Raw genomic sequence first — 22,007 nt, 5'->3', positions numbered from 1 at the left:
CGGCCCGCACCGGCCCGTTCGCGCGAAGCCGTACGGGACGCGCGGGCTCAGCCGCCCACGGTGATCTGCGACGCCGGATCGGTGACGTCCGTGACGTCGTACGTGGCGTTGAGCAGCGCGGTCGTCGCGGTCGTCGGACACCCGAAGCCGCCCTCGACCTTCACCGGCAGCGCGTAGTCGGTGACGGTGATCTGCGAGGGCGTGCCGTTGGTGAACGTCGCGGGGATGGTCGCGGGCCCACCTGGCGACGCGGTCACGGTGCAGTTGGCGAGGCCGCTGCTCTTGAGCACCATGCCCGCGGCGGGCGCCGTGAGCGAGGCCGTGCTCGGCGACCCGTGCTGCATCGAGACGCCCCATTCGCCGGACGTGGTGATGGTGACCGTCACCCCGGGCAGGCTGCCGCGGCAGTTGGAGTAGACGGGCGGGTTGATGCCGCTGACGACGGGACCGGCGGGGTTGGCGTTGTCCGGCGCCTGCGGTACGTGGTTGTTGGTGCTGCCGTCCGTGGGGGTGGAACTGGACGCCGTGCAGGTGATGGTCACGGACCCGGCCTTGAAGGTGGCGCTGCCGTTGAGGGTGGCCGCGAAGGCGTGACCGGCCGGCTCGACGGTGGTCGGCCCCGCGTCGCGCGTGGGTGCGGCGGTCGCGGCGGTCCCCCCGGTCAGCGCCAGCGAGGCGGTGACGGCGAGCCCCGCGCCCACGACGAGCAGGGCGCGACGGCGGGGACTGCTGGAGGGGCTGTGTGTGCTGTGGGAGGTCACGATCGCTCCTTGGGTGGGAGTGGGACGGGGGGTGCTCTGTGCCCGGTGCGTTGCGCTTGTGGCGCGAGGTGGGTGGGGTACGCGCGTGGTGCGGGGCGCGGCGGTGGCCGCGGGCTTGCGGTAAGGGCTTCGCGGGGCGCGGGCTGCGGATGCGGGGCCCGCCCACCCGTGAGCCGCTCGCGTACGGGATGCCGGCCCCGGCGGTGCGGGGTGGTGTCGTACCTGGCGGTGTCGGGGTGGTGCCGTGCCTGGCGGTGCGGGGTGGTGCCGGCCCGGCGGGCGGGGATGTGCCTGGTCAGGTGGGGCGGCGGTGGTGCTGTGGCCGGGGTTGTGGGCGGTTCGGCGGTGCCGTCTCCGGCGAGTGCGGGGTGGTGCCCGTGGTGCGGCGGTGCCGTCTCCGGCGGTGGCGGGTGGTGCTGTCCCCGGCAGGAGCCGGGGGATGCCGTTCCCGGCGTGCCGGGTGGGGCGTTCCCGGCGAGTGCCGGGTGGGCCCGTTTACGTAGGGCCGGGTGTGCGTCCCCGGCGGTGCCGGGTGGTGCGGGCCCGGCGAGTGCCGGGCGGTGCCGTTCCCGGTGGTGCCGGGCCGTGTCCGTGGTGCGGCGGGTGCTGTTGCGGGCCGGGGTGTGGGCCCTCTTGCGTGCCGGCGTCAGAGGTCGTGCCGCGCCGGGGGCCGGTCGTCGTCCCTCAGGACCGTCCGTCCGGGTCCTTCCGCAGGTCGGTTCGCCGGTTCGCCGGTCCGTTCGCCGCGACGGCATCCGCCTCGGCACCGGCATCCGCATCCGCACCGGGCGGGTTCCCCGGTTCCGGCGCCGCCTCGGCGGCGATCGGCTGCCAGGCGAAGATCATGCCGCCGCCGATGATGCCGACGATCGTGCCGAAGAGGAATCCGCCCAGGTTGGACATGACGAGCGCCGCCGTGGCGACCATGACGGTGAGCACCCCGGCGAGCGCCCGGTACTGCGGCGCGAACCACGCGGTCAGGCCCATCACGATCATGACCAGGCCCATCAGGACCGACGGGATGCCCGCGATCCCCTGCTCCAGCATGATCTTCAGCGGCGCCAGCGGGAGGGCGCAGATCTCCGCGCCCGCGACGACGGTGGCCAGGCCGCCCCAGAACGGGCGCCCCTTGCGCCACCGCCGCCACGCGGCCCTCGGCCGGGAGCGTTGCCGCACCCGTACGGGCTCGATGCCGCCCGCCACGTCAGAAGCACTCCTGCTTGCCGAAACCGATCTTCATGCTCAGGCCGGAGAGCTTGAACGAGCCGGCGTTGGTCGCCCAGGCGACCTGCCGCAGATTGGTCATCTCGACCCGGTCGGCCTGCTGCGCGAAGGCGTCCTGCAGCCCCTGCGCGGAGGCCGGGCCCTTGTCGAGGGTCGAGGCGTCTCGCCCGATCTCGATGTTCTTGAAGGTGGCGTCACCGGCGAGCTGGGTGGCGTCGAGGAAGAGGTTCTCCGCCTCGACCGGCTTGTCGCCCGTACCGGCGGAGAGCTTCAGCGAGATGTCCCCGAGCCCCGGCAGCGAGGTCACCACCGACTGGCAGAGGTCGTTGATCTCGGCTTTCTTGATGGCGGTGACGGCCACGGGCAGGAGTTTGCCGCGGACGTTCTGGTCCACGCTGCCGTACTGCGCGAAGCCCTGGCCCTCCAGGCTCCTCGCGGCGACCTTGAACTCCTGCCCGGACACCGCGAACGACGCGGCCAGCGCGCCCTGGGCGAGCGCGACGGCCAGCGCGGCGGTGGCCGCGAAACCGGGCACGGCCAGCACGGCGAACTTCCGCCACCTGACTCGTCCGGTTACCTGTCTTCCCTGAGCGTCCATGCGGTGTCCCCTCGAAGAGCTGTGGACAGCGCTGCCCGCGCTGTCGGCGGTGCGTGGGGTGCTGTGTCTGCCGGTGCACGAAGGGAGGCGCGCGCGGCTGTGCGTGCGCGGCGTGGCGCACAAGCGCCGTCCCAGAAGGTGTACCCGAGAGTAAGTCCGTCCACGGGAGCTGACAAGGGTTCAGGTACGGACCGATTCTCCCGAGACCCTTGATTTCAGGGGGAGTTGGCGGGTAGCCGACTCACGCGTAGTCGACCCGCAGCTCCTTGATCCCGTTCAGCCAGGCCGACCGCAGCCGGCGAGGGTGGCCCGCCAGGCGGATGCCGGGGAGGGTGTCCGCGATGGCGCCGAAGATGAGGTCGATCTCCAGGGCGGCGAGGGACCTGCCCAGGCAGAAGTGCGGGCCGCCGCCCCCGAAGCCGAGGTGCGGGTTGGGGTCGCGGGTGATGTCGAAGGCGCCGGGGGTGTCGAAGACCTCCGGGTCGTGGTTGGCGGACGCGTAGAACAGGCCGACGCGCTGGCCCGCCGCGATCGGCACGCCGCCCAGCTCGGTGTCCTCGGTGGCCGTGCGCTGGAAGGAGACGACGGGCGTCGCCCAGCGCACGATCTCCTCCGCCGTGCCGGCCGGGCGCTCGCTCTTGTAGAGCTCCCACTGCTCGGGGTGGGTGAGGAAGGCGTGCATGCCGTGGCTGATGGCGTTGCGGGTGGTCTCGTTGCCGGCGACGGCCAGCATCAGGACGAAGAAGCCGAACTCGTCGGAGGCGAGGTGGCCCTCGTCGCCGGCGGCCACGAGCCGGCTGACGATGTCCCCGGCCGGGCACTCGGCGCGGGCGGCGGCCAGGTTCATCGCGTAGGAGATGAGCTCCATGGCCGAGAGGGTGCCGATCTCCTCGGTGACGGCCAGCTCGGGGTCGTCGTAGGAGATCATCTTGTTCGACCAGTCGAAGATCTTCGTCCGGTCGTCCTGGGGGATGCCGATGAGCTCGGCGATGGCCTGCAGTGGCAGTTCGCAGGCGATGTCGGTGACGAAGTCGCCGCTGCCGCGCTCGCGGGCCGCCGCGACGATGGAGCCGGCGCGCTCGCGCAGGGTGCCCTCGAGGGCCCGTATCGCGCGTGGGGTGAAGCCGCGCTGGACGATCTGGCGGACGCGGGTGTGCTCCGGCGGGTCCATGTTGAGCATCATCAGCCGCTGGGCGTCGATCTGTTCGCGCCGGATGCTCGGGTGGAAGCGGATGACCGAGGTGTTGACGGAGGAGGAGAAGACCTCCGGCCGGGTGGACACTTCCCTGACGTCCGCGTGCCGGGTCACCACCCAGTAGCCGTCGTCGTCGAAGCCCGCGAGGCCGTGCGGCTGGGGGTTCCAGGACACGGGGGCCGTCCGTCTCAGGGCGGCGAACTCGGGCAGCGGGACGCGGACTTGGTAGAGGTCGGGGTCGGTGAAGTCGAAGCCGTCGGGCAGCGCTGGACAGGACGACATGGCCACCACTCCAGTTCTGACGAGTCATCAGAAACCTGTCGGTCGACGGTAGTGACGGGCCTCGGCACCGGCAAGGGAGGTGACGCCATCTGTTGCGGAGGCGGGGCGTGCGCGACCCTTGTGAACCGGGGGTAACGGTCGTAAGACTGCGGGGCGGAACTAGAACGCGTACCAGTTCCGCCCGGGGGCGCCGGGACGCCCCGCGGACGCGAGGAGAGGACGAGTCAGTCATGGCCGCGGAACCCGTCATCGTCGAAGCCGTACGCACTCCCATCGGCAGGCGCGCAGGCGCGCTCGCCAATCTCCACCCCGCCTATCTCCTCGGTGAGACCTACCGGGAGGTCCTGGCCCGCACCGGCATCCAGCCCGACTGCGTGGAACAGATCGTCGGCGGCACGGTCACCCACGCCGGAGAGCAGTCGATGAACCCCGCCCGCACCGCCTGGCTCGCCATGGGTCTGCCCTACGAGACCGCGGCGACCACGGTGGACTGCCAGTGCGGCTCGTCCCAGCAGGCCAACCACCTGCTCGCCAACATGATCGCGACCGGTGTCATCGACGTCGGCATCGCCTGCGGCGTCGAGGCCATGTCCCGCGTGCCACTGGGCAGCGGCTCCAAGCACGGCCCCGGCAAGCCCTTCCCCGACGAGTGGAACGTCGACCTGCCCAACCAGTTCGAGGCCGCCGAGCGCATCGCCCGCAGGCGCGGCCTGACCCGCGAGCACGTCGACGCGCTCGGCCTGCTCTCCCAGCAGCGGGCGGCCCGCGCCTGGGCGGAGGAACGTTTCAAGCGCGAGACCTTCGCCGTACAGGTGCCCACGACGGAGGAGGAGCAGCTCGCCGGCCAGGGCATGTGGCGGCTCGTCGACCGCGACGAGGGCTTACGCGATACGAGCACGCAGGCGCTGGCGGGCCTCAAACCCGTCATGCCCACCGCCGTCCACACCGCCGGCAACTCCTCCCAGATCTCCGACGGCGCCGCGGCCCTGATGTGGGCCTCCAAGCGCATGGCCCGGGCCCTGAGGCTGCGCCCCAGGGCCCGCGTCGTCGCCCAGGCGCTCGTCGGCGCCGACCCGCACTTCCATCTGGACGGGCCCATCGACGCCACCCGGGCCGTACTGGGCAAGGCGGGCATGTCCCTGCGGGACATCGACCTGGTGGAGGTCAACGAGGCCTTCGCCGCGGTGGTGCTCTCCTGGGCGCAGGTCTTCGAGCAGGACCTGGAGAAGATAAACGTCAACGGGGGCGCGATAGCGCTCGGCCACCCCGTCGGGGCCACCGGCGCGCGGCTGATCACGACCGCGCTGCACGAGCTGGAACGCCGGGACGGGGAATTCGCCCTCATCACCATGTGCGCGGGCGGGGCGCAGGCGACGGCGACGATCATCCAGCGGCTGTAGGAGGGGCTACGGGCACACGGAAGCGGCCGGCACCCCGGGGAGGGGTGCCGGCCGCTCGCGTGCCGGTCGGCCGATCGGTTCGATCAGTACCAGTTGTGGGCCTTCCAGAAGGACCAGGCGGCGCAGGGGCTGCCGTAGCGGTCCTTCATGTAGTCCATGCCCCACTTGATCTGGGTGGCGGGGTTGGTCTGCCAGTCGGCGCCGGCCGAGGCCATCTTCGAGGCGGGCAGGGCCTGGACCAGGCCGTAGGCGCCGCTGGAGGCGTTGGTGGCGGTGTGCTTCCAGCCGCTCTCATGCTCGACGATCTTGCTGAAGCACTGGAACTGCGCCTCGTTCGAGATCATCTTCCGCGCGATCTCCTGCGTGGCGCTCGTCGAGGGGGCGGCGGCCTGCGCCGGGACGGCGGTCAGGACGGCACCCGCGGTGCCCAGGGCCAGGGCGGCGCCGGCGGCGGCGACGAGCTTGCGGGAGGCGATACGGCTGATGGTCGAGAACGTCACGAAGGAGGACCTTCCGTCGGGGGCAGTAGCGCGCCGCCGGGAGTCGTGCTCCCTGGCGGCCCCACCAACCTGACCGACGCGGAAAGCGATGGCAACGACCCCTGTGCACGAAGGACCTTCGCACCCCGGCCGGGGCGGCCCGGCCCACCCGCGCGGGCCTGGGGCGGGCGGCTACGGGGCGCGATCGTATGTGACGGGGGCCATGTGCCCCGCCTCACCGGAGGCGTAAGGAGCGCCAGCCTTTCGATCTCTTACGAAGGGGGCCGCGTGTGGAGCGGGTCACGCGTCCTTGAAGGCCGCCGGCGCGTCGAAGGCCGCCCGGCGCGTGGCCCGCCGCAGGGCCTTGAGCACGGTGGGCCCCACGGTCAGGGTCGCGACGACCGTGACCAGGGCCCGGGGCAGGTCCCAGCCCAGGGAGGTGGCCAGGCAGTACGCGACGAACCGGGCGAGGTTCTCGGGCACCGGGTCGCCGGGCACGAAGGCGACGCCGGAGACGAGGGAGCCGATGTAGGGCCAGCCCTGGAGGTTCATGACCGTCCCGTAGGCGACGGACGCCACGGCCCCGTACCCCGCGAGCATCGCCAGCTCGTGCCGCCCCCGCAGCCGGTCCGGGCCCGGCAGCAGGCCCGCGCCCATGGACACCCAGCCCATGGCCAGCATCTGGAACGGCATCCACGGCCCGACGCCGCCGGTCAGCAGCGCGGACGCGAACATCGACACCGCCCCGAGCACGAACCCGAAACCGGGGCCGAGCACCCGCCCGGACAGCACCATCAGGAAGAACATCGGCTCGATGCCGGCCGTCCCCGCGCCGAGGGGCCGCAGCGCGGCCCCGGCCGCCGCGAGGACGCCGAGCATGGCGATGGCCTTGGCGTCCAGGCCGACGTCGGCGATGGTCGCGACGACGACGGCGAGCAGCAGCGGCAGCAGCGCCGCGAACAGCCACGGCGCGTCCTGGGAGTGGGCCAGGCCGGACGCGGAGTCGGCGAGCAGGGGCCAGCCGAAGGCGGCTACGCCGATGGCGCTGACGAGGGCCAGCGCCACGACGGAGCGGGGGCCTAGCCGGATGGCGCGCGTGACCGGGGTGCGGTTCGGCTTTCCGCCGTCGTCCGGTTGTGCCCACCCGTCCCGCCCTGCGGGACGATTGCCCACAAGCTTCACGATGCCTCCCGCAGGGACGCGCGCACCTGCGGCACTGTGAGCCAGGGCAGGGGGGCCAGGATCTTCGCCACCTGGGGGGCGAAGGCCGGGGAGGAGACCACGACCTCCGCCGTCGGGCCGTCGGCCACCACCTCGCCCTCGGCGAGGATCACCACCCGGTGGGCCAGCTCGGCCGCCAGCTCCACGTCGTGCGTGGCCAGGACGATCGCATGGCCCCGGCCGGCCAGGCCGCGCAGGATCTCGACGAGGCGGGCCTTCGCCGCGTAGTCGAGGCCGCGGGTCGGCTCGTCGAGGAGGATCAGCGGCGGGCGGGCCGTGAGGACCACCGCCAGCGCGAGCGCCAGGCGCTGGCCCTCGGACAGATCGCGCGGGTGCGTGGCGTCCGCCACCCCCGGCAGCAGCTCGGCGACCAGGGCGCGGCAGGTGCCCGGCTCGGCGCCCGCGTCGTGGTCGGCCGCCGCGCACTCCGCGCCGACGGTGTCGGCGTACAGCAGGTCGCGCGGCTCCTGCGGGACGAGGCCCACGTGCCGCAGCAGCTCGCGCGGGCCCGTTCGGTGCGGGACGGCGCCGCCCACGTGCACGGAGCCGCGGGCCGGCCGGTGCATGCCGACGAGCGTGCGCAGCAGCGTCGACTTGCCGGCGCCGTTGCGGCCCATGAGGGCGACGGTCTCCCCGCCCCGCACGGACAGTGCGACGTCGCGCAGCGCGTCGACGCGGCCGTGCCGGACGGCCAGGCCCTCCACGGCCGCGGCGGCGGGCTCCGCCCCGGCGGCCGCCGCGGGCCGCCCGGCCCCGCGCAGCAGCCGGGCCCCGCGCGAGCGCGGAGCCGGCGCCGGGGTACCGGCCGGGGCCGGGGCCCGGTCCGGCGGGGCGAGCGGCGCCAGCCGCTCCCGCAGGGAGGCGGCCTTGCGCCGGGCGTCCCGCACGGACAGCGGCAGCGGCGACCAGCCGGCGAGCCGGCCGAGGTCGACGACCGGCGGGTGCACCGGCGAGACCGCCATGACCTCGGCGGGCTCGCCGACGACGGGGGCGGCGCCGGGGGCGGGCAGCAGGATCACCTGGTCCGCGTACTGCACCACGCGCTCCAGCCGGTGCTCCGCGAGCAGCACGGTGGTGCCCAGGTCGTGGACCAGGCGCTGCAGCACGGCCAGGACCTCCTCGGCCGCGGCCGGGTCCAGGGCCGACGTGGGTTCGTCCAGGACCAGCACCTTCGGGTGCGCGGTCAGCACGGACCCGATGGCGACGCGCTGCTGCTGGCCGCCGGAGAGAGTGGCGAGAGGGCGGTCGCGCAGCGGGGCCAGGCCCAGCAGGTCCAGGGTCTCCTCGACGCGGCGGCGCATCGTGGCGGGCGCGATGCCGAGGGACTCCATGCCGTAGGCGAGCTCGTCCTCGACGGTGTCGGTGACGAAGTGGGCCAGCGGGTCCTGGCCCACCGTCCCCACGACGTCGGCCAGTTCACGCGGCTTGTGCGTACGGGTGTCGCGCCCGGCGACGGTGACGCGGCCGTGCAGGGTGCCGCCGGTGAAGTGCGGTACGAGCCCGCTGACGGTGCCGAGGAGGGTGGACTTGCCGACGCCCGACGGGCCGACCAGCAGGCACAGTTCGCCTTCGGGGACGGTGAGGTCGATGTCGGCGATCGCCCGGTGGCTTGCGCCGTCGTAGGAGACCGAGACCTGCTCGAAGTGGATCATCGGTGGGTCTCCTTGACGTCCGTGGTGGGTGGGGGAGCGGGCTGGGCGCCGTTGTTCCGTTGTGCCCACCCGTTCCGCCCTGCGGAACGATTGCCCACAACCAGGGCCGGTAGCAGCCCCAACAGAATCGATGCCGCCGGCCACAGCGGGAGGGTCGGGGCCTTCAGGGGGACCGCCGGGGGGTGGAGGGCCTGTGGGGCCCAGTCGCCCGCCCAGATCATCAGGGCCGCCACCGCCGCGCCCGACGCGGAGACCAGCCAGGCGCGGGCGCCCCAGCGGTCGGGGCGGTAGCGCGTACGGACCGAGCGGCGGCCGCCCAGCCGGAGACCGGCCAGCGCGGCGGCCAGACCCGCGCCCAGCAGCGGCATCCCGTACCCGCCCCCGGCGTCGCCGAGCAGGCCGTACGTTCCCGCGCACACGCCCAGCAGCCCGCCCAGGGTCAGTGCGCTCGTCGTGTGCCGCACGGCACGCGGGACCTCGGCGGTACGGCCGTAGCCCCGGGCGTCCATGGCCGCCGCCAGGGCCACGGAACGCTCCAGCGCACCCTCCAGCACCGGCAGCCCCACCTGGAGCAGGGCCTTCAGGCCCCGGTCCGGGCGGCCGCGCAGCCGCCGCGCCGCGCGCAGCCGCTGCACGTCCGAGACGAGGTTCGGGGCGAACGTCATGGCGACGACGACCGCCACCCCCGCCTCGTACAGCGCGCCCGGCAGCGACTTCAGCAGCCGGGCCGGGTTGGCGAGGGCGTTGGCCGCGCCCACGCAGCCCAGCAGCGTGGCCAGCTTCAGGCCGTCGTACAGCGCGAACACCAGCCCCTCGGCGGTCACCCGGCCGCCGACCCGCACCCCGCGCGCCCACTCGGGAAGCGGAATCTCCGGGAGGGTGGCGAGGACGTGCGTGCCGGGGATGGGCGAGCCGAGGACGATCGCGAAGACGAGCCGGATGCCGATGACCGCCAGCCCGAGCTTGAGGAACGCCCCGTACGAGCGCGCCCACGGCGCGTCCGTGCGGCAGACGGCGACGACGTACCCGGCGACGCCGACGAGCAGCGCCAGCAGCAGGGGGTTGGTGGTGCGGGAGGCGGCGGTGGCCAGGCCCAGGGCCCACACCCACCACGCGCCGGCGTGCAGCGCCCCGGCGCGTACGGCCGAGGGCGCGGCCACCCGGGCCCCGCTCGTCCCACCCATACCGCTCACTTCGCTCGCCCTGCTCGTCCCGCTCGCGCGGCTCATCCGCGCCGGCGTCGCCGTGTCTGCCACACCGCCGCGGCGCCGAGCGCGGCCACGATCGCGATGCCGCCGATCAGGCCGGCGGACGGGCCGCCGTCGCCCTCGTCGCCCGCCTTCTTGCCGTCCTGCCCGTCCTGCCCCTCCTTCGTCTGCGCGGGGGTACCGGCCCCGCCGTCGACCTTCTCCCCGCACCCGGTCCTCGGGTACCCCGCGATGGCGCACAGCAGGGCGTCGGAGTTGTAACGCAGCGGCTTCGCCACCGCCGCCAGCGCCTCGGCGGCGCTCGCGTCGGGGGCGACCTGGGCACAGGCGGTACGGGCCGCGGGCGGGTTCTCGCCGCCCGGGGCGTCGGCCGGCGTGCCGAAGTCGAGGACGACGGCGACGCGCTTGGCGCCCTCCTTGGCGGGCGTACGGTCGCACACCGCGCCGAAGTCGGCCGCCGTGCGCGGCTTCGCGGCCTCGGCGGAGTCCTTGCTCACCGCGAAGCGGAAGCCGACGACCTTGCCGTCGCCGGGCCGCAGCGTGGCCGGGCCCTGCGTGGCGTACGCCCAGTCCTGGCCGGAGCCGGCGGCCTGCTGCCAGAACGACCAGTAGCGGTAGCCGTCCGCGTGCGCGGGCGCCGCGCCCAGCACGGCCAGCAGGCCGGCGAGCAGGACGGCACCCAGGGCGCGCGTGCCGGTGAGGGGCCTACGGGTCACAGCTCGGTCTTCTTCTGGCGGCCGCTGAGCAGGAAGCCGACGCCGACGCTCGCGACGAAGAAGATGGCGACGAACCACCAGATGCCGACGCCGTCGTCGCCGTCCTTCTTTTTCTTCTCGTCCTTCTTCTCCTGGGCGGCGCCGGTGGCCTCCGGCTTCGGGCCCGTCCCGTTCAGCGCGGCCACCAGGTCGGTGCCGGCGAAGTCGCGCGGGTCGCCGCCGGCGGCGTGCGTGGCCAGGATGAGCTTGGCGAGCCTGCCGGGGTTGCCCTTGGCCCACTCGGCGGTGCCGCTCTCCTTGGAACGCAGCCACGTCAGGGGCTTCTCGGCGGCCTCGCGGTGGCCGCCCGCGGCGAGGGCGAGGGCGGCGTCGGCGGTGGTGCCGTGGTCGGGCTTGGCCGGGGCGCCGGGCATGGAGGGCAGGAGGTGGCCGCCGTTCTTGTCCAGCGTCGCGGAGAGGTAGCCGTCCACGGCTTCGGCGGCGGCCGCGGCGTCCTTGGGCCGCTTGTTGGTGTCGGAGGAGCAGTCCAGCGGCTCGACGGGCCGGTCCGAGCCCTTCTTCAGCGGCTCGACCTGGTAGCCCTTGCCGCGCGTGGCGAGCCCGGCGGCGGCGCTGGCGAGGTTGTCGGCGCGCAGGGCGTTCTGGTCCGCGAGGTAGGCGAAGGCACCGCGCTCGCCCTCCTTCGCCCCGCAGCCGATCTGGAAGGTCAGCAGCGTCTCGACGGGGTTTTTGCCGTTCTTGACGGCCGCCTTCGCCGGGTCCTGGCCGGCCGCCGCGAACGCGCCGATGGCGATGGAGGTGGAGTTGGCGTCGGTGGGGCTGCCGGCCTGGTAGCCCCAGCCGCCCAGGGCGGTCTGGTGGGCCTTGAGCCAGTCGAGGCCCTTCTTCACGGCTTCGTCACGGCCGCCGACGGCCGCCAGGGCCTGCACGGCGGCGGCGGTCGCGTCGGTGAACTCGTCCTTCTTCGGGTCGCACGCCTTGGTCGTGTCGGCCCGGTAGCCGGGGAAGCCGCCGTCCGCGCACTGCTGCCCGGCGAGCCAGTCCACGGCGGAGTCCGCCGGGCGCACGCCCATGGCGTCCTGCGCGAGGAAGGCGAGGGACTGCCGGAACACACCGTCGAACTTCGGGTCGCCCGTGCCGTACAGCCCCGTGGCCGCCGGGGACGGCGAGCCGTCGGCGAGGGCGGCGGGGGCCACGGCCACGCCCAGGACGGCGGCGGTGGCCAGGGCGGCGGCGCCGCGGCGCGCGTGAACGGCGAAGGAGGGGGCCATGGAGTGGTGCCTCTCGGTGGGTTCCCGGCGGGTGCCGAGGGTCGCTTTGGCGGGGGCTGAACACTTTATCCGGCCCATTTCCGGCGGCTCATACCGCCACGTACGTGCCCGCACACCCCAGCATGCGGTCATGCGCATGACCATCCCTGCGCGCCGCTCGCCTTCCGGTGCCCGCGCTCACCCACTACAACGGAATCCGGAGTGTTTCTGATGCAGCGTCAGAACCGGGCGGGAGGCCACCGCGATGAGCGAGCTCGTCGAGTACGGACACCTTTTCATCGGCGGCAGGCAGGCCGAGCCCGCCGCCGGCCCCCGCGGGGACGTCATCGAGGTCGTCTCGCCCCACACCGAGACCGTCATCGGGCGCGTCCCGCACGCCTCGCGCGCGGACGTCGACCGGGCGGTGGCCGCCGCCCGCGCGTCCTTCGAGTCGGAGGTCTGGGCCGGGCTGCCCCTGGCGGAGCGGATCGAGGTCGTCACCCGCATCAAGGACGGCATCGCCGCCCGGTACGAGGAGATCGCCCGGCTGATCTCCGCCCAGAACGGCTCCCCGTACTCCTGGAGCGTCATGGCCCAGGCCCTGGGCGCCGTGATGGTGTGGGACTCCGCCATCGCCGTCGCGCGCGGCTTCCCGCACGAGGAGCGGCGGGCCGGCGTCCTCGGCCCCCTGCTCGTGCGGCGCGAGCCGGTCGGCGTCGTGGCGGCCGTCGTCCCCTGGAACGTGCCCCAGTTCGTCGCGGCCGCGAAGCTGGCGCCCGCGCTGCTGGCCGGCTGCTCGGTGGTGCTCAAGCCCTCACCGGAGACGCCCCTGGACTCCTATGTCCTCGCCGAAGTCGTCACCGCCGCGGGCCTCCCGGAAGGGGTGCTCTCGATCCTCCCCGCCGACCGCGAGGTCAGCGAGTACCTGGTCGGCCACCCCGGGCTCGACAAGGTCTCCTTCACCGGCTCCGTCGCCGCCGGCCGGCGCGTCATGGAGGTCGCCGCCCGCAACCTCACCCGGGTCACCCTCGAACTGGGCGGCAAGTCCGCCGCCATCGTCCTGCCGGACGCGGACCTCGACGCCGCCGTCGCCGGCATCGTCCCCAGCGCCTGGATGAACAACGGCCAGGCGTGCGTGGCCCAGACCCGCGTCCTCGCCCCGCGCTCGCACTACGACGAGCTCGCCGAACGCCTGGCCACCGCCGCCTCCGCGCTGGTCGTCGGCGACCCGCTCGACCCCGCCACCCAGGTCGGCCCGCTCGTCGCGCGCCGCCAGCGCGAGCGCTCGCTGGCCTACATCGCGCTCGGGCAGCGCGAGGGGGCCAAGGTCCTGGCGGGCGGCGGCCGGCCAGCCGGGCGGGAGAGGGGCTGGTACGTCGAGCCGACGCTGTTCGGCGACGTCGCCAACACCATGCGGATCGCCCGCGAGGAGATCTTCGGCCCCGTCGTCTGCCTCCTGCCGTACGAGGACGAGGACGAGGCGGTCCGCATCGCCGACGACTCCGACTACGGGCTCTCCGGCAGCGTCTGGACGGCCGACGTCGAGCGCGGCATCGACATCGCCCGCCGGGTGCGCACGGGCACGTACTGCGTGAACACCTTCAGCCTCGACATGTTCGGACCGTTCGGCGGCTACAAGGACTCGGGCCTGGGACGGGAAGGCGGGCCGGAGGGCTACGCCGAGTACCTGGAGCAGAAGACGATCCACCTGCCCGCCGGACACCAGCGGCAGCCGGAGGCCGGCCGGTGAGCGGGGCGCCGCGCTGGCGGGTGACGGTCGACCGGAGCGTGTGCGTCGGCTCGGGCATGTGCGCGGGCACCGCGCCCGGCGCCTTCCGGCTCGACGCGGCCCGCCGCGCGCACCCGGTGGCGGCGGAGACCGAGCCCTCGCCGACCGTGCTGGAGGCGGCCGAGAACTGTCCCACCGAGGCCGTGGCCCTCCACGTGGCCGAAACGGGCGAGGCGGTGTTCCCACCGGAGGAGTAACGTCCATCGAACAACAGGTCCGTACATTTGTTTACTCATGCGTTCCGCACGGACTGTTCATGACACATGTGACTGTCCCGGCCCCCCGCGGCGTGGAAATCTCTTCCCGTCGCCGCCGAGGGGGGTCCGATGGAGAAGCGGTACGAGGTCTACTGCCTGGCAGACAGGCACTTCTACGAGATCCCCGAGCGGCTGTCCGCCCCGGCCGGGGACAGCGGCGCCGGCGCCCTGTTCGAGACGGCGCGCCGCCCCGTCCCCGAGGGCTGGAAGAGCTCCCGCAGCGGGGACTGGCTCAGCCTCACACCCGTGGACGCCACCGGCCGCCCCCGCCCCGGACAGCCGCCGCAGGGCTGGAAGATCCATGTGTCCGCCACCGCGCGGACCGCGGACCGGACCGCCGCCGCCGTGTGGGACTACTGCGTGCCGCGGTCGGTGCCGTTCAAGTTCGTCCCCGCGCCGCACCAACTGCACCTGCGCAACAGCAAGTACGCCGCCCGCGACGGCAGCGGAAAGTTCGTCACCATCTACCCGGCCGACGAGGACAGCCTGCACACCGTCCTCACCGAGCTGCACGAGATCCTCGCCGGCGGCCCCGGCCCGTACATCCTCACCGACCTGCGCTGGCACGAAGGCCCGCTCTACGTCCGCTACGGCGCCTTCGCCCGCCGCTACTGCACCGACGCCCGGGGCGCGCTCGTCCCCGCCGTCGAGGACCCCAGCGGCACCCTCGTCCCGGACCTGCGCAACCCCGCCTTCCAGACCCCCGCGTGGGTGACCCTGCCCGCCTTCCTCGAGCCCCACCTGGCCGCCCGCAACGCCACCACCGTCGGCGAACTGCCCTACCGCATCGAAAAGGCCCTGCACTTCTCCAACGGCGGCGGCGTCTACCGCGGCACCGACACCCGGGACGGCAGCGCGGTCGTCCTCAAGGAAGGCCGGCCGCACGCCGGGCTGGCGGCCGACGGCGCCGACGCCATCGCCCGCCTGGAGCGGGAGAAGGACGCCCTGGAGAAGCTCACCGGCCTCGGCGTCGCCCCCGGCGTCCGCGACTGGTTCAGCGTCGGCGACCACCGCTTCCTCGTCATGGACTTCGTCGAGGGCCGCCCCCTGAACTCCTTCTTCGCCGAGCGCCACCCACTGCTCACCGCCGACCCCGACCCCGGCGCGCTCGCCGGCTACACCACGTGGGCCCTGCGTATCCACCGGGCCGTCGAGGAAGCGGTCGAGGCGGTGCACGCCAGGGGAGTGGTCTTCAACGACCTGCACCTGTTCAACATCATGGTCGCGCCGGACGAACAGTCCGTCACCCTCATCGACTTCGAGGCCGCCGCCCCCGCCTCCGAGCACGGCCGGCAGATCGTCGCCCACCCGGGCTTCGTCGCCCCGCCCGACCGCACCGGCACCGACGTCGACCGGTACGCGCTGGCCTGCCTGCGGCTCGCCCTGTTCCTGCCCGTCACCACACTCCTGGCCATCGACCGGGCCAAGGCCGCGCACCTGGCCGGCTTCATCGCCGAGTACTTCCCCGTGCCCGGCGACTTCCTCGACGAGGCCGTCGCCGAGATCACGCGCGGCACGGGCCCCGGGCCCGCGTCCGCCACGGCGGCCGGCAGCCGTCCCCGCCGCCTCCCCGGAGGCGTGCCCGAGCCCGGCGACTGGCCGCACAGCCGCGACTCCATGATCCGGGCCCTGCTCGCCTCCGCCACGCCCGAACGCGACGACCGGCTCTTCCCGGGCGACATCGCCCAGTTCACCGACGGAGGCGGGCTGGGCCTGGCACACGGCGCGGCCGGGGTGCTCTACGCCCTCGCCGAAACCGGCGCCGAGCCCTACGAAGAGGGCGAGAAGTGGCTGCTGGAGCACACCGACCCGGTGCCGCCCGGCACCCCCCTCGGCCTCTACGACGGACTGGCGGGCATCGCCTACGGCCTCCACCGCCTCGGCCACACCCGGCGCGCCCTCGACATCACCGGCTCGCTGCTCGCGGAGAAGTGGCAGCGCCTGGCCACCGGCCTGCACGGCGGCCTGGCCGGCGTCGGCCTGGTCCTCGACCACCTCGCCACCGCCACCGGCGACCGCACCCTGCACGAACGGGCCGTCGAAGCCGCCCAGGTGCTCGCCGACCGGCTCGCGGCCGACCGCGCCGCCCCCGCCGCCCAGCGGCGCGCCGGGCTGATGCACGGAGCCACCGGCCCCGCCCTGCTCTTCCTCAGGCTCTACGAACGCACCGGCGCGCCCGACCTCCTCGACCTGGCCGGCACGGCCCTGCGCGCGGACCTCGAGCGCTGCGTGCGCACACCGGCCGGCTCCCTCGACGTCGACGAGGGCTGGCGCACCATGCCGTACCTCGGCGACGGCAGCGTCGGCATCGGCGCGGTGCTGGACGACTACCTCACCCACCGCTCCGGCGACGCCGGCGACGAGGACCTCACCGAGGCGCGCCAGGCCATCCTCCTCGCCGCCCGGTCCCGGTTCTACGCCCAGCCCGGCCTCTTCCAGGGCCGCGCCGGAATGATCTGGCACCTCAGCCGCACCACCGCCGCGGAGGCCACCGGGGAGTGGACGGCCGACCAGATCGCCGCCCTGTCCTGGCACGCCATGTCCTACCAAGGGCAACTCGCCTTCCCCGGACACCAGATGATGCGGCTGTCCATGGACCTCGCCACCGGAACGGCAGGCTGCCTGCTCGCGCTCGACGCCGCCCTCGGCGGCGACAGCCCGGCACGACCGCCCGCGCAGCTGCCCTTCCTGCCGCCCTTGCGGGCGCCCCAGAGCCGGTTCCACCGCGTGGTGGAGCCGTGACCCAACCATCACCACACCATCCGTCCCCATGAAAGGAAGAACCATGGCGCTTCTCGACCTGCAGAACATGGAGTCCGACGAGCTGTCCCACGGCGGTGGCGGCGGCAGCAACGTCAGCCTGCTCCTGTGCTGGAGCACGGCCAGCACCGCGCTGTGCCTGTGATCCACCCTCGCGGGTGACCGCTCCTGGTGGGCCCTCCCCGAGGGGGGCCCACCGGTTCGGCCGCCCGCCGACCGCACACCAGCCGGTACGAGGCCCCGACCCACGAGGTCCATCACCCATGGCAGTTACGGCCCCGCCCCGCGAGCCGAGCCCGGACGCCGCCCACACCGCCCCCGGCAGTCGCGGGGTCATGTCCGGTGCCGTCCGGCACAGCGCCGCCCGTGCCGTCGCCCTCGCCCTCGTCGCCACCGCGAGCACCGCCGCCGCCCTGCTGCTGCCGGCCGTCCTCGGCCACACCCTCGACCTGCTGCTCGCCCGCCGCGGCGGTGACGCGAGCCGGTGGGTCCTGCTGTGCGCGGGCCTCGTCTGCGTCCCCGTCGTGCTGGACGCCTGCGACGAGCTGCTCACCGCCACCACCGCCGCGCGCACCACGGCCTGGCTGCGCCACCGCGCGCTGCGGGACGTCCTCGCGGCGGGCCCGCGGGCCACCGCCCGCATCCCCCAGGGCGACCTCGTCACCCGCCTCGTCGGCAACGCCGCCCACGCCGGTACCGTCCCCGGTTCCCTCGCGGGGACCGTCGCCGCCGTCGCCGGACCCCTCGGCGGCATCGCCGCCCTCGCCCTGATCGACCCCTGGCTCGCCGCGGTCTTCCTCGCCGGGGCCCCCGTACTCGCCCTGCTGCTGCGCTCCTTCACCCGCGCCTCCGCCGACAGCCTCACCGGCTACCAGCGGCTCCAGGGCGAGCTCGCCGGGCGCCTGGTCGAGGCCCTGGGCGGCGCCCGCACCATCGCCGCGGCCGGCACCGCCGGCCGCGAACGGGCCCGCGTCCTCGCGCCGCTGGCCGCCCTCGCGCGCCACGGCCACCGCATGTGGAAGGTGCAGGGCCGCGCCACCTCGCAGGCCGCCACGCTCGTACCGCTGCTCCAGATCGCCGTCCTCGCCGTCGCCGGCCTCGAACTGTCCCGCGGCAGGCTCAGCGTCGGCGACCTGCTGGCCGCCTCCCGCTACGCCGTGCTCGCGGCCGGCATCGGCACACTGGTCGGGCACCTCAACGCCCTCGTGCACGGCCGCACCGCCGTACGGCGCCTCGCGGAGGTCCACGCCCTGACCCCGACCCCGTACGGCACGCGACGGCTGCCGCCCGGCGAGGGCACGCTGCGACTGCGCGGCGTCCGCGTGGCGCGGGGCGAGCGGCAGCTCCTGCACGACGTGGACCTGACCGTGCCGGGCGGCACCACCGTGGCCCTCGTGGGCCGCTCCGGCACCGGCAAGTCCGTCCTGGCCGCCGTCGCCGGGCGCCTCGCCGACCCGGACGCCGGCGAGGTCACGCTCGACGGCGTCGACCTGCGCGAACTGACCCACGAGGAGCTGCGCCGCGAGGTGGGCTACGCCTTCGAACGCCCCGCCCTGCTCGGCGGCACGATCGGCGGCACCGTCGCCTTCGGCGCCTTCACCCCCGCCCCCGGCGCCCTGACCGCCGCGGCGCGCGCCGCCTGCGCCGACGACTTCGTCCGCCGCCTGCCCGACGGCTACGACACCCCCCTCGCCGCCGCCCCGCTCTCCGGCGGCGAGACCCAACGCCTGGGCCTCGCCCGCGCCTTCGCCCACGCGGGACGGCTGCTCATCCTCGACGACGCCACCTCGAGCCTGGACTCGGTCACCGAACACAAGGTCACCCGCTCCCTGATGAACGACGTCACCGCCCCCACCCGCCTCATCGTCGCCCACCGCCCCTCCACGGCGGCCCGCGCCGACCACGTGGCCTGGCTCGACGGCGGCCGCATCCGCGCGGTGGGCCCCCACGAGGAGCTCTGGCACCTGCCGCAGTACCGGGCGGTGTTCGAAGGATGACCCCGGGGACCCCGCTGCGCCGCGAACCTCCCCTCGGCGGGCCCGCCGGCTTCCGGCACGGGGTCGCCTTCGTGCTGCGGCGGCGGCGCGTGCTGGCGGGGCTCGTGGGGTGGTCGGCCGTCGAGGCGGTGCAGGCGTTCGCCACCGGGTACGCGCTCGCCCGGGCGCTGGACGCCGGGTTCCTGGCGGGGCGCCCGGGCACGGGGCTCGGCTGGCTGGCCGTCGCCGCCGTCGCCGTGGTCGTCGGCGCCTACGGGACCGGGCGGACGTACGGGGGAGTGGCCGCGCTCGTGGAGCCGTTCCGCGACGCCCTCGTGCGGCGCGTGGTCGTGCGGGCGCTGAGCGACGGGGACGGCGCCGCCGTGTCCCGGCTCACCCACCAAGTGGAGATCGCCCGCGACGCGTTCGCCGGCCTCGTCATGGTGGCGCGCTCCTTCGTCTTCACCGCCGCCGGGGCCCTGCTGGGGCTCTTCCTGCTGGCCCCCGTGCTGCTGGCGGTCGTCGTACCGCCCCTCGTGCTGGGCCTGGCGCTGTTCCTGGCGACGCTGCGCCCCATGGCCCGCCGCCAGGAAGCCTTCCTGGCCGCCGACGAGGCCGTCGCCCAGTCGCTGGGCGAGGTCTGCGCCGGCCTGCGCGACATCTCCGCGGGCGGCGCCGAGCGGCGGGTGCGCGCCGATACGGGCGCCCTCGTCGACGCCGAGCCGCGCGCCGCGAGCGCCCTCGCCCGCTGGTCGGTCGTCCGCGTCGGGGCACTCGCCGTCGCCGGCCGCCTCCCCGTCGTCCCGCTCCTGGTGGCCGCGCCGTGGCTGCTCGACCACGGCGTCTCCGCGGGCGCGCTCGTCGGCGCCCTCGCCTATCTGACGCAGACCCTGCTCCCCGCCCTGCAGGGCCTCATCCACGGGCTGGGCGCGAGCGGCGCCCGGCTGGCCGTGGTCGTACGCCGCCTGACCGAACCCCCCGCCGGGCCGCCACCACCGCCCCCGCTCCCGCTCCCGGAAGGGCGCGCCCCCTCCGCGCCCGCCGTGGAGCTGCGCGGCGTCACCTTCGGGTACGGCGAACACGCCGAGCCCGTCGTACGGGAGCTGGACCTCACCCTTGCGCCCGGCACGCACCTGGCGGTCGTCGGGCCGAGCGGCGTGGGGAAGTCGACGCTGGCCGGACTGATCGCGGGGCTGCTGGTGCCGTCGGCCGGCGAGGTGAGCGTGGGCGGCGTGGCGGCCCGCGCCGAGGGCGCGCCCGCGCGCCGGGTGCTGATCCCGCAGGAGGCGTACGTCTTCTCCGGCACCCTCGGCGACAACTTCCGCTACCTGCGCGCCGATCCCGTCACCGAGCACGAGGTCATGGCCGCCGTCGACGCGATCGGCGCCGACGGCCTCGTACGGCGGCTGGGCGGCGACCTGGCCGCCCCCGTGGTGCCGGGCGAGCTGTCGGCGGGTGAGCGACAGCTGATCGCACTGGTCCGCGCGTACCTCTCACCCGCCCCCGTGGCGCTGCTCGACGAGGCGGCCTGCCATCTGGACCCGGCCGCCGAGGCGCGCGCCGAGCGCGCCTTCGCGGCGCGGCCCGGCGGCACCCTCGTGGTCATCGCGCACCGCGCGGGCTCGGCCCGCCGCGCGGATCGCGTCCTGGTCATGGACGGGCCCGGTACGCTCGCCGGCACGCACCGGGACCTGTCCGTCCGCTCGGAGCTCTACCGGGACCTCATGGGCGAGGCGTCCGCGTCGGCCAAAGCACGACCGGCGGGTCCCCCACCGCCCGCCCCGTCACACCCACCCCGCCCCCTGCGAGATGCGGATCGCGTCGACGCGGTTGCGGGCCCCGGTCTTGCGGGTGATGGCGGCCATGTAATTGCGCACCGTCCCGTTGGACAGGTGCAGGCTCCGGGCGATCTCGCCGACGGAAGCGCCCTCGGCCGCGAGTGACAGCACGCTTAACTCCCGCCGCGTCAGCGGGATCTCGGCGGCCTGCAGAAAGCCGAAGCCGAGCGACTCGTCGATATAACGCTCTCCCTTCGCCACATGCCGTATGCCCTCGACGAGCCGGTCCGGAGAAGCGTTTTTGCTCAAGTAGCCCAAGGCCCCCACCTCATAGGCCCGGCGCAGCGGGCCGGGCCGCCCGGCGGTCGCCAGCGCCAACAGCGCGCCGCAACAGCCTCCTTCACCCCCTGCACCTCCTTCTCTGACCTGCCCCAACTCCCCGATACCGCACTCCCCGCCCGCCTGGGGGCTGTCCATGTCCACCACGCAGACATCGGGGCGCAGCGCCCGGGACATGGCGACGGCTCCGGGCCAGGATGCCGAGGACACCTCGAGGTCCGGCTCTCTGCCGATCAGTACCGCCAGAGCCATGCGCAGCAGATAGGTGTCGTGTATCAGCAGAACTCGGGTCACGTACGGTTCTCCCCGCTCCATGTAGCAAGCCACCTCGGGTACGTCGATAAATTCATACCGGCGCGACCCACTGTCAGGGGTGCGGTTACCCCGTCCGCCGGGGGCGCAAGGACGCGGGCGGCTGCCGGGACCCGCCTCGGCTGCGGAGGGCTTGCGCCTACCGAGGGCCCGCCACCGCCACCGGCGGCCGGCCGATGAGCCCGCAGACCGTCTCGATGTCGATCTTCACCTGGGCGATGGACGCCCGCCCCGACAGCCAGGTGATCAGCGCGGAGTGCCAGGTGTGCTCGATGACGCGCACGGCCGACAGCTGCTCGGGGGTGGGCGGGCCCGCCGGGCGCATGGCGTCCAGGATGATCGCGGTGGTCAGCCGGGAGACCGTGTCGACCTCGGCGCTCACCGAGCGGTCGGCGAAGGTGAGGGCGCGCACCATCGCGTCGGCCAGGTGCGGCTCGCGCTGCATCGCGCGGAAGGCCCGCATCAGCGTCTGGGAGACGCGGGCCGCCGGGTTCTCGTCCGTGGGCGGGCGCTTGCGCAGCGTCTCGTGCAGGTGCTCCAGCTGGTCCTGCATGGTGGCGACCAGGAGGTGGACCTTCGAGGGGAAGTAGCGGTAGAGCGTGCCGAGCGCGACGCCCGAGGACTCGGCCACCTCTCTCATCTGTACGGCGTCGAAGCCGCCGCGGCTCGCGAGGTGGGCCGTGGCGTGCAGGATCCGGCGGCGCCGCGCCTCCTGACGTGCCGTCAAGGGAGCGGCACTCGTCATGGGTGCGACAGATGCCATGGCCGACCTGGGTTCCGTCGTCATATGTCCGTATGTCCCATTCCGTG

The 22,007-nt window shown here is 74.5% G+C and carries 18 protein-coding genes and 1 pseudogene; 7 read left to right on the top strand and 12 right to left on the bottom strand.

The features are described from left to right. Window positions 1-47: 47 nt before the first annotated feature. The 4 genes from ABZ956_RS11275 to ABZ956_RS11260 form a co-directional block, all read right to left on the bottom strand. Window positions 48-761 (bottom strand): hypothetical protein, encoded by a 714-nt coding sequence (locus ABZ956_RS11275; protein ID WP_361890383.1) that lies wholly within the window; start codon window positions 759-761, stop codon window positions 48-50. A 684-nt stretch (window positions 762-1,445) separates the two neighbouring features. Next, window positions 1,446-1,964, bottom strand: coding sequence for a DUF6114 domain-containing protein (locus ABZ956_RS11270; RefSeq protein ID WP_361890380.1), 519 nt, complete (start codon window positions 1,962-1,964; stop codon window positions 1,446-1,448). A gap of 1 nt (window position 1,965) precedes the next feature. Continuing rightward, window positions 1,966-2,583 carry a DUF6230 family protein gene (locus ABZ956_RS11265; RefSeq protein WP_361890377.1) on the bottom strand — a complete coding sequence of 206 codons (618 nt, stop codon included), beginning with the start codon at window positions 2,581-2,583 and terminating at the stop codon, window positions 1,966-1,968. Window positions 2,584-2,824: 241 nt separating this feature from the next. After that, the gene (locus tag ABZ956_RS11260) at window positions 2,825-4,060 is read right to left on the bottom strand and encodes a cytochrome P450 (protein ID WP_361890374.1); all 1,236 of its coding nucleotides are present in this window, start codon (window positions 4,058-4,060) and stop codon (window positions 2,825-2,827) included. Between the two features lie 230 nt (window positions 4,061-4,290). On the opposite strand from ABZ956_RS11260, the gene ABZ956_RS11255 reads away from it, so the two are divergent. Continuing rightward, on the top strand, window positions 4,291-5,460 hold the full coding sequence (locus ABZ956_RS11255) for a steroid 3-ketoacyl-CoA thiolase (RefSeq protein WP_361890372.1): 1,170 nt from the start codon (window positions 4,291-4,293) through the stop codon (window positions 5,458-5,460). An 83-nt stretch (window positions 5,461-5,543) separates the two neighbouring features. On the opposite strand, the gene ABZ956_RS11250 is transcribed toward ABZ956_RS11255, so the two are convergent. The 6 genes from ABZ956_RS11250 to ABZ956_RS11225 all read right to left on the bottom strand — a co-directional run bounded on the left by ABZ956_RS11250 (window position 5,544) and on the right by ABZ956_RS11225 (window position 12,007). Next, window positions 5,544-5,960 (bottom strand): transglycosylase SLT domain-containing protein, encoded by a 417-nt coding sequence (locus ABZ956_RS11250; protein WP_361890369.1) that lies wholly within the window; start codon window positions 5,958-5,960, stop codon window positions 5,544-5,546. Between the two features lie 279 nt (window positions 5,961-6,239). After that, window positions 6,240-7,028, bottom strand: coding sequence for an ECF transporter S component (locus ABZ956_RS11245; protein ID WP_361890522.1), 789 nt, complete (start codon window positions 7,026-7,028; stop codon window positions 6,240-6,242). Between the two features lie 89 nt (window positions 7,029-7,117). Further along, window positions 7,118-8,812, bottom strand: a complete 1,695-nt coding sequence (locus ABZ956_RS11240) for an ATP-binding cassette domain-containing protein (protein WP_361890366.1) — start codon at window positions 8,810-8,812, stop codon at window positions 7,118-7,120. Then, on the bottom strand, window positions 8,809-9,996 hold the full coding sequence (locus ABZ956_RS11235; protein WP_361890363.1) for a CbiQ family ECF transporter T component: 1,188 nt from the start codon (window positions 9,994-9,996) through the stop codon (window positions 8,809-8,811). Before ABZ956_RS11235 ends, ABZ956_RS11240 begins: the two co-directional genes overlap by 4 nt. Before the next feature lie 41 nt (window positions 9,997-10,037). Further along, window positions 10,038-10,736, bottom strand: coding sequence for an SCO2322 family protein (locus ABZ956_RS11230; protein ID WP_361890360.1), 699 nt, complete (start codon window positions 10,734-10,736; stop codon window positions 10,038-10,040). Continuing rightward, window positions 10,733-12,007: a prenyltransferase/squalene oxidase repeat-containing protein gene (locus ABZ956_RS11225; RefSeq protein ID WP_361890357.1), complete on the bottom strand. Its 1,275-nt coding sequence runs from the start codon at window positions 12,005-12,007 to the stop codon at window positions 10,733-10,735. Before ABZ956_RS11225 ends, ABZ956_RS11230 begins: the two co-directional genes overlap by 4 nt. A 244-nt stretch (window positions 12,008-12,251) precedes the next feature. Between ABZ956_RS11225 and ABZ956_RS11220 the strand changes: the two genes are divergently transcribed. The 6 genes from ABZ956_RS11220 to ABZ956_RS11195 all read left to right on the top strand — a co-directional run bounded on the left by ABZ956_RS11220 (window position 12,252) and on the right by ABZ956_RS11195 (window position 20,711). After that, on the top strand, window positions 12,252-13,736 hold the full coding sequence (locus ABZ956_RS11220) for an aldehyde dehydrogenase (protein ID WP_361890354.1): 1,485 nt from the start codon (window positions 12,252-12,254) through the stop codon (window positions 13,734-13,736). 56 nt (window positions 13,737-13,792) lie between these two features. Beyond that, a complete protein-coding gene (locus ABZ956_RS11215) occupies window positions 13,793-13,972 on the top strand; it encodes a ferredoxin (RefSeq protein ID WP_361890519.1) in 180 nt (59 codons plus the stop codon). Between the two features lie 129 nt (window positions 13,973-14,101). Continuing rightward, window positions 14,102-16,774 carry a class III lanthionine synthetase LanKC gene (gene lanKC, locus ABZ956_RS11210; protein ID WP_361890352.1) on the top strand — a complete coding sequence of 891 codons (2,673 nt, stop codon included), beginning with the start codon at window positions 14,102-14,104 and terminating at the stop codon, window positions 16,772-16,774. Window positions 16,775-16,817: 43 nt separating this feature from the next. Next, window positions 16,818-16,937, top strand: a complete 120-nt coding sequence (locus ABZ956_RS11205; protein ID WP_361890350.1) for a SapB/AmfS family lanthipeptide — start codon at window positions 16,818-16,820, stop codon at window positions 16,935-16,937. Between the two features lie 118 nt (window positions 16,938-17,055). Continuing rightward, on the top strand, window positions 17,056-18,789 hold the full coding sequence (locus tag ABZ956_RS11200) for an ABC transporter ATP-binding protein (protein ID WP_361890347.1): 1,734 nt from the start codon (window positions 17,056-17,058) through the stop codon (window positions 18,787-18,789). Then, window positions 18,786-20,711, top strand: a complete 1,926-nt coding sequence (locus ABZ956_RS11195; protein ID WP_361890344.1) for an ABC transporter ATP-binding protein — start codon at window positions 18,786-18,788, stop codon at window positions 20,709-20,711. The genes ABZ956_RS11200 and ABZ956_RS11195 overlap by 4 nt, the downstream gene beginning before the upstream one ends. On the opposite strand, the pseudogene ABZ956_RS11190 reads toward ABZ956_RS11195, so the two are convergent. Both ABZ956_RS11190 and ABZ956_RS11185 read right to left on the bottom strand, forming a co-directional pair. Further along, window positions 20,637-21,023: pseudogene (locus ABZ956_RS11190) on the bottom strand (response regulator transcription factor); the annotation flags it as partial. The gene ABZ956_RS11195 and the pseudogene ABZ956_RS11190 sit on opposite strands and share 75 nt — an antisense overlap. A 313-nt stretch (window positions 21,024-21,336) precedes the next feature. Then, window positions 21,337-21,984 (bottom strand): TetR family transcriptional regulator, encoded by a 648-nt coding sequence (locus ABZ956_RS11185; protein ID WP_361890341.1) that lies wholly within the window; start codon window positions 21,982-21,984, stop codon window positions 21,337-21,339. Window positions 21,985-22,007 lie beyond the last annotated feature (23 nt).

The organism is Streptomyces sp. NPDC046261 (assembly GCF_040646235.1).
Taxonomy (GTDB): domain Bacteria; phylum Actinomycetota; class Actinomycetes; order Streptomycetales; family Streptomycetaceae; genus Streptomyces.
The sequence above is the reverse complement of the archived record's forward strand: the minus strand, read 5'-3'. Positions and strand labels throughout refer to the sequence as shown.

What these genes read in the sequence shown, in the direction of transcription:
- lanKC (WP_361890352.1), top strand. Translation starts at nt 14,102, where the DNA reads ATGGAGAAGCGGTACGAGGTCTACTGCCTGGCAGACAGGCACTTCTAC.
- ABZ956_RS11265 (WP_361890377.1), bottom strand. Translation starts at nt 2,583, where the DNA reads ATGGACGCTCAGGGAAGACAGGTAACCGGACGAGTCAGGTGGCGGAAG.
- ABZ956_RS11220 (WP_361890354.1), top strand. Translation starts at nt 12,252, where the DNA reads ATGAGCGAGCTCGTCGAGTACGGACACCTTTTCATCGGCGGCAGGCAG.
- ABZ956_RS11235 (WP_361890363.1), bottom strand. Translation starts at nt 9,996, where the DNA reads ATGGGTGGGACGAGCGGGGCCCGGGTGGCCGCGCCCTCGGCCGTACGC.
- ABZ956_RS11195 (WP_361890344.1), top strand. Translation starts at nt 18,786, where the DNA reads ATGACCCCGGGGACCCCGCTGCGCCGCGAACCTCCCCTCGGCGGGCCC.
- ABZ956_RS11215 (WP_361890519.1), top strand. Translation starts at nt 13,793, where the DNA reads ATGTGCGCGGGCACCGCGCCCGGCGCCTTCCGGCTCGACGCGGCCCGC.
- ABZ956_RS11225 (WP_361890357.1), bottom strand. Translation starts at nt 12,007, where the DNA reads ATGGCCCCCTCCTTCGCCGTTCACGCGCGCCGCGGCGCCGCCGCCCTG.
- ABZ956_RS11205 (WP_361890350.1), top strand. Translation starts at nt 16,818, where the DNA reads ATGGCGCTTCTCGACCTGCAGAACATGGAGTCCGACGAGCTGTCCCAC.
- ABZ956_RS11255 (WP_361890372.1), top strand. Translation starts at nt 4,291, where the DNA reads ATGGCCGCGGAACCCGTCATCGTCGAAGCCGTACGCACTCCCATCGGC.
- ABZ956_RS11185 (WP_361890341.1), bottom strand. Translation starts at nt 21,984, where the DNA reads ATGACGACGGAACCCAGGTCGGCCATGGCATCTGTCGCACCCATGACG.
- ABZ956_RS11260 (WP_361890374.1), bottom strand. Translation starts at nt 4,060, where the DNA reads ATGTCGTCCTGTCCAGCGCTGCCCGACGGCTTCGACTTCACCGACCCC.
- ABZ956_RS11200 (WP_361890347.1), top strand. Translation starts at nt 17,056, where the DNA reads ATGGCAGTTACGGCCCCGCCCCGCGAGCCGAGCCCGGACGCCGCCCAC.
- ABZ956_RS11240 (WP_361890366.1), bottom strand. Translation starts at nt 8,812, where the DNA reads ATGATCCACTTCGAGCAGGTCTCGGTCTCCTACGACGGCGCAAGCCAC.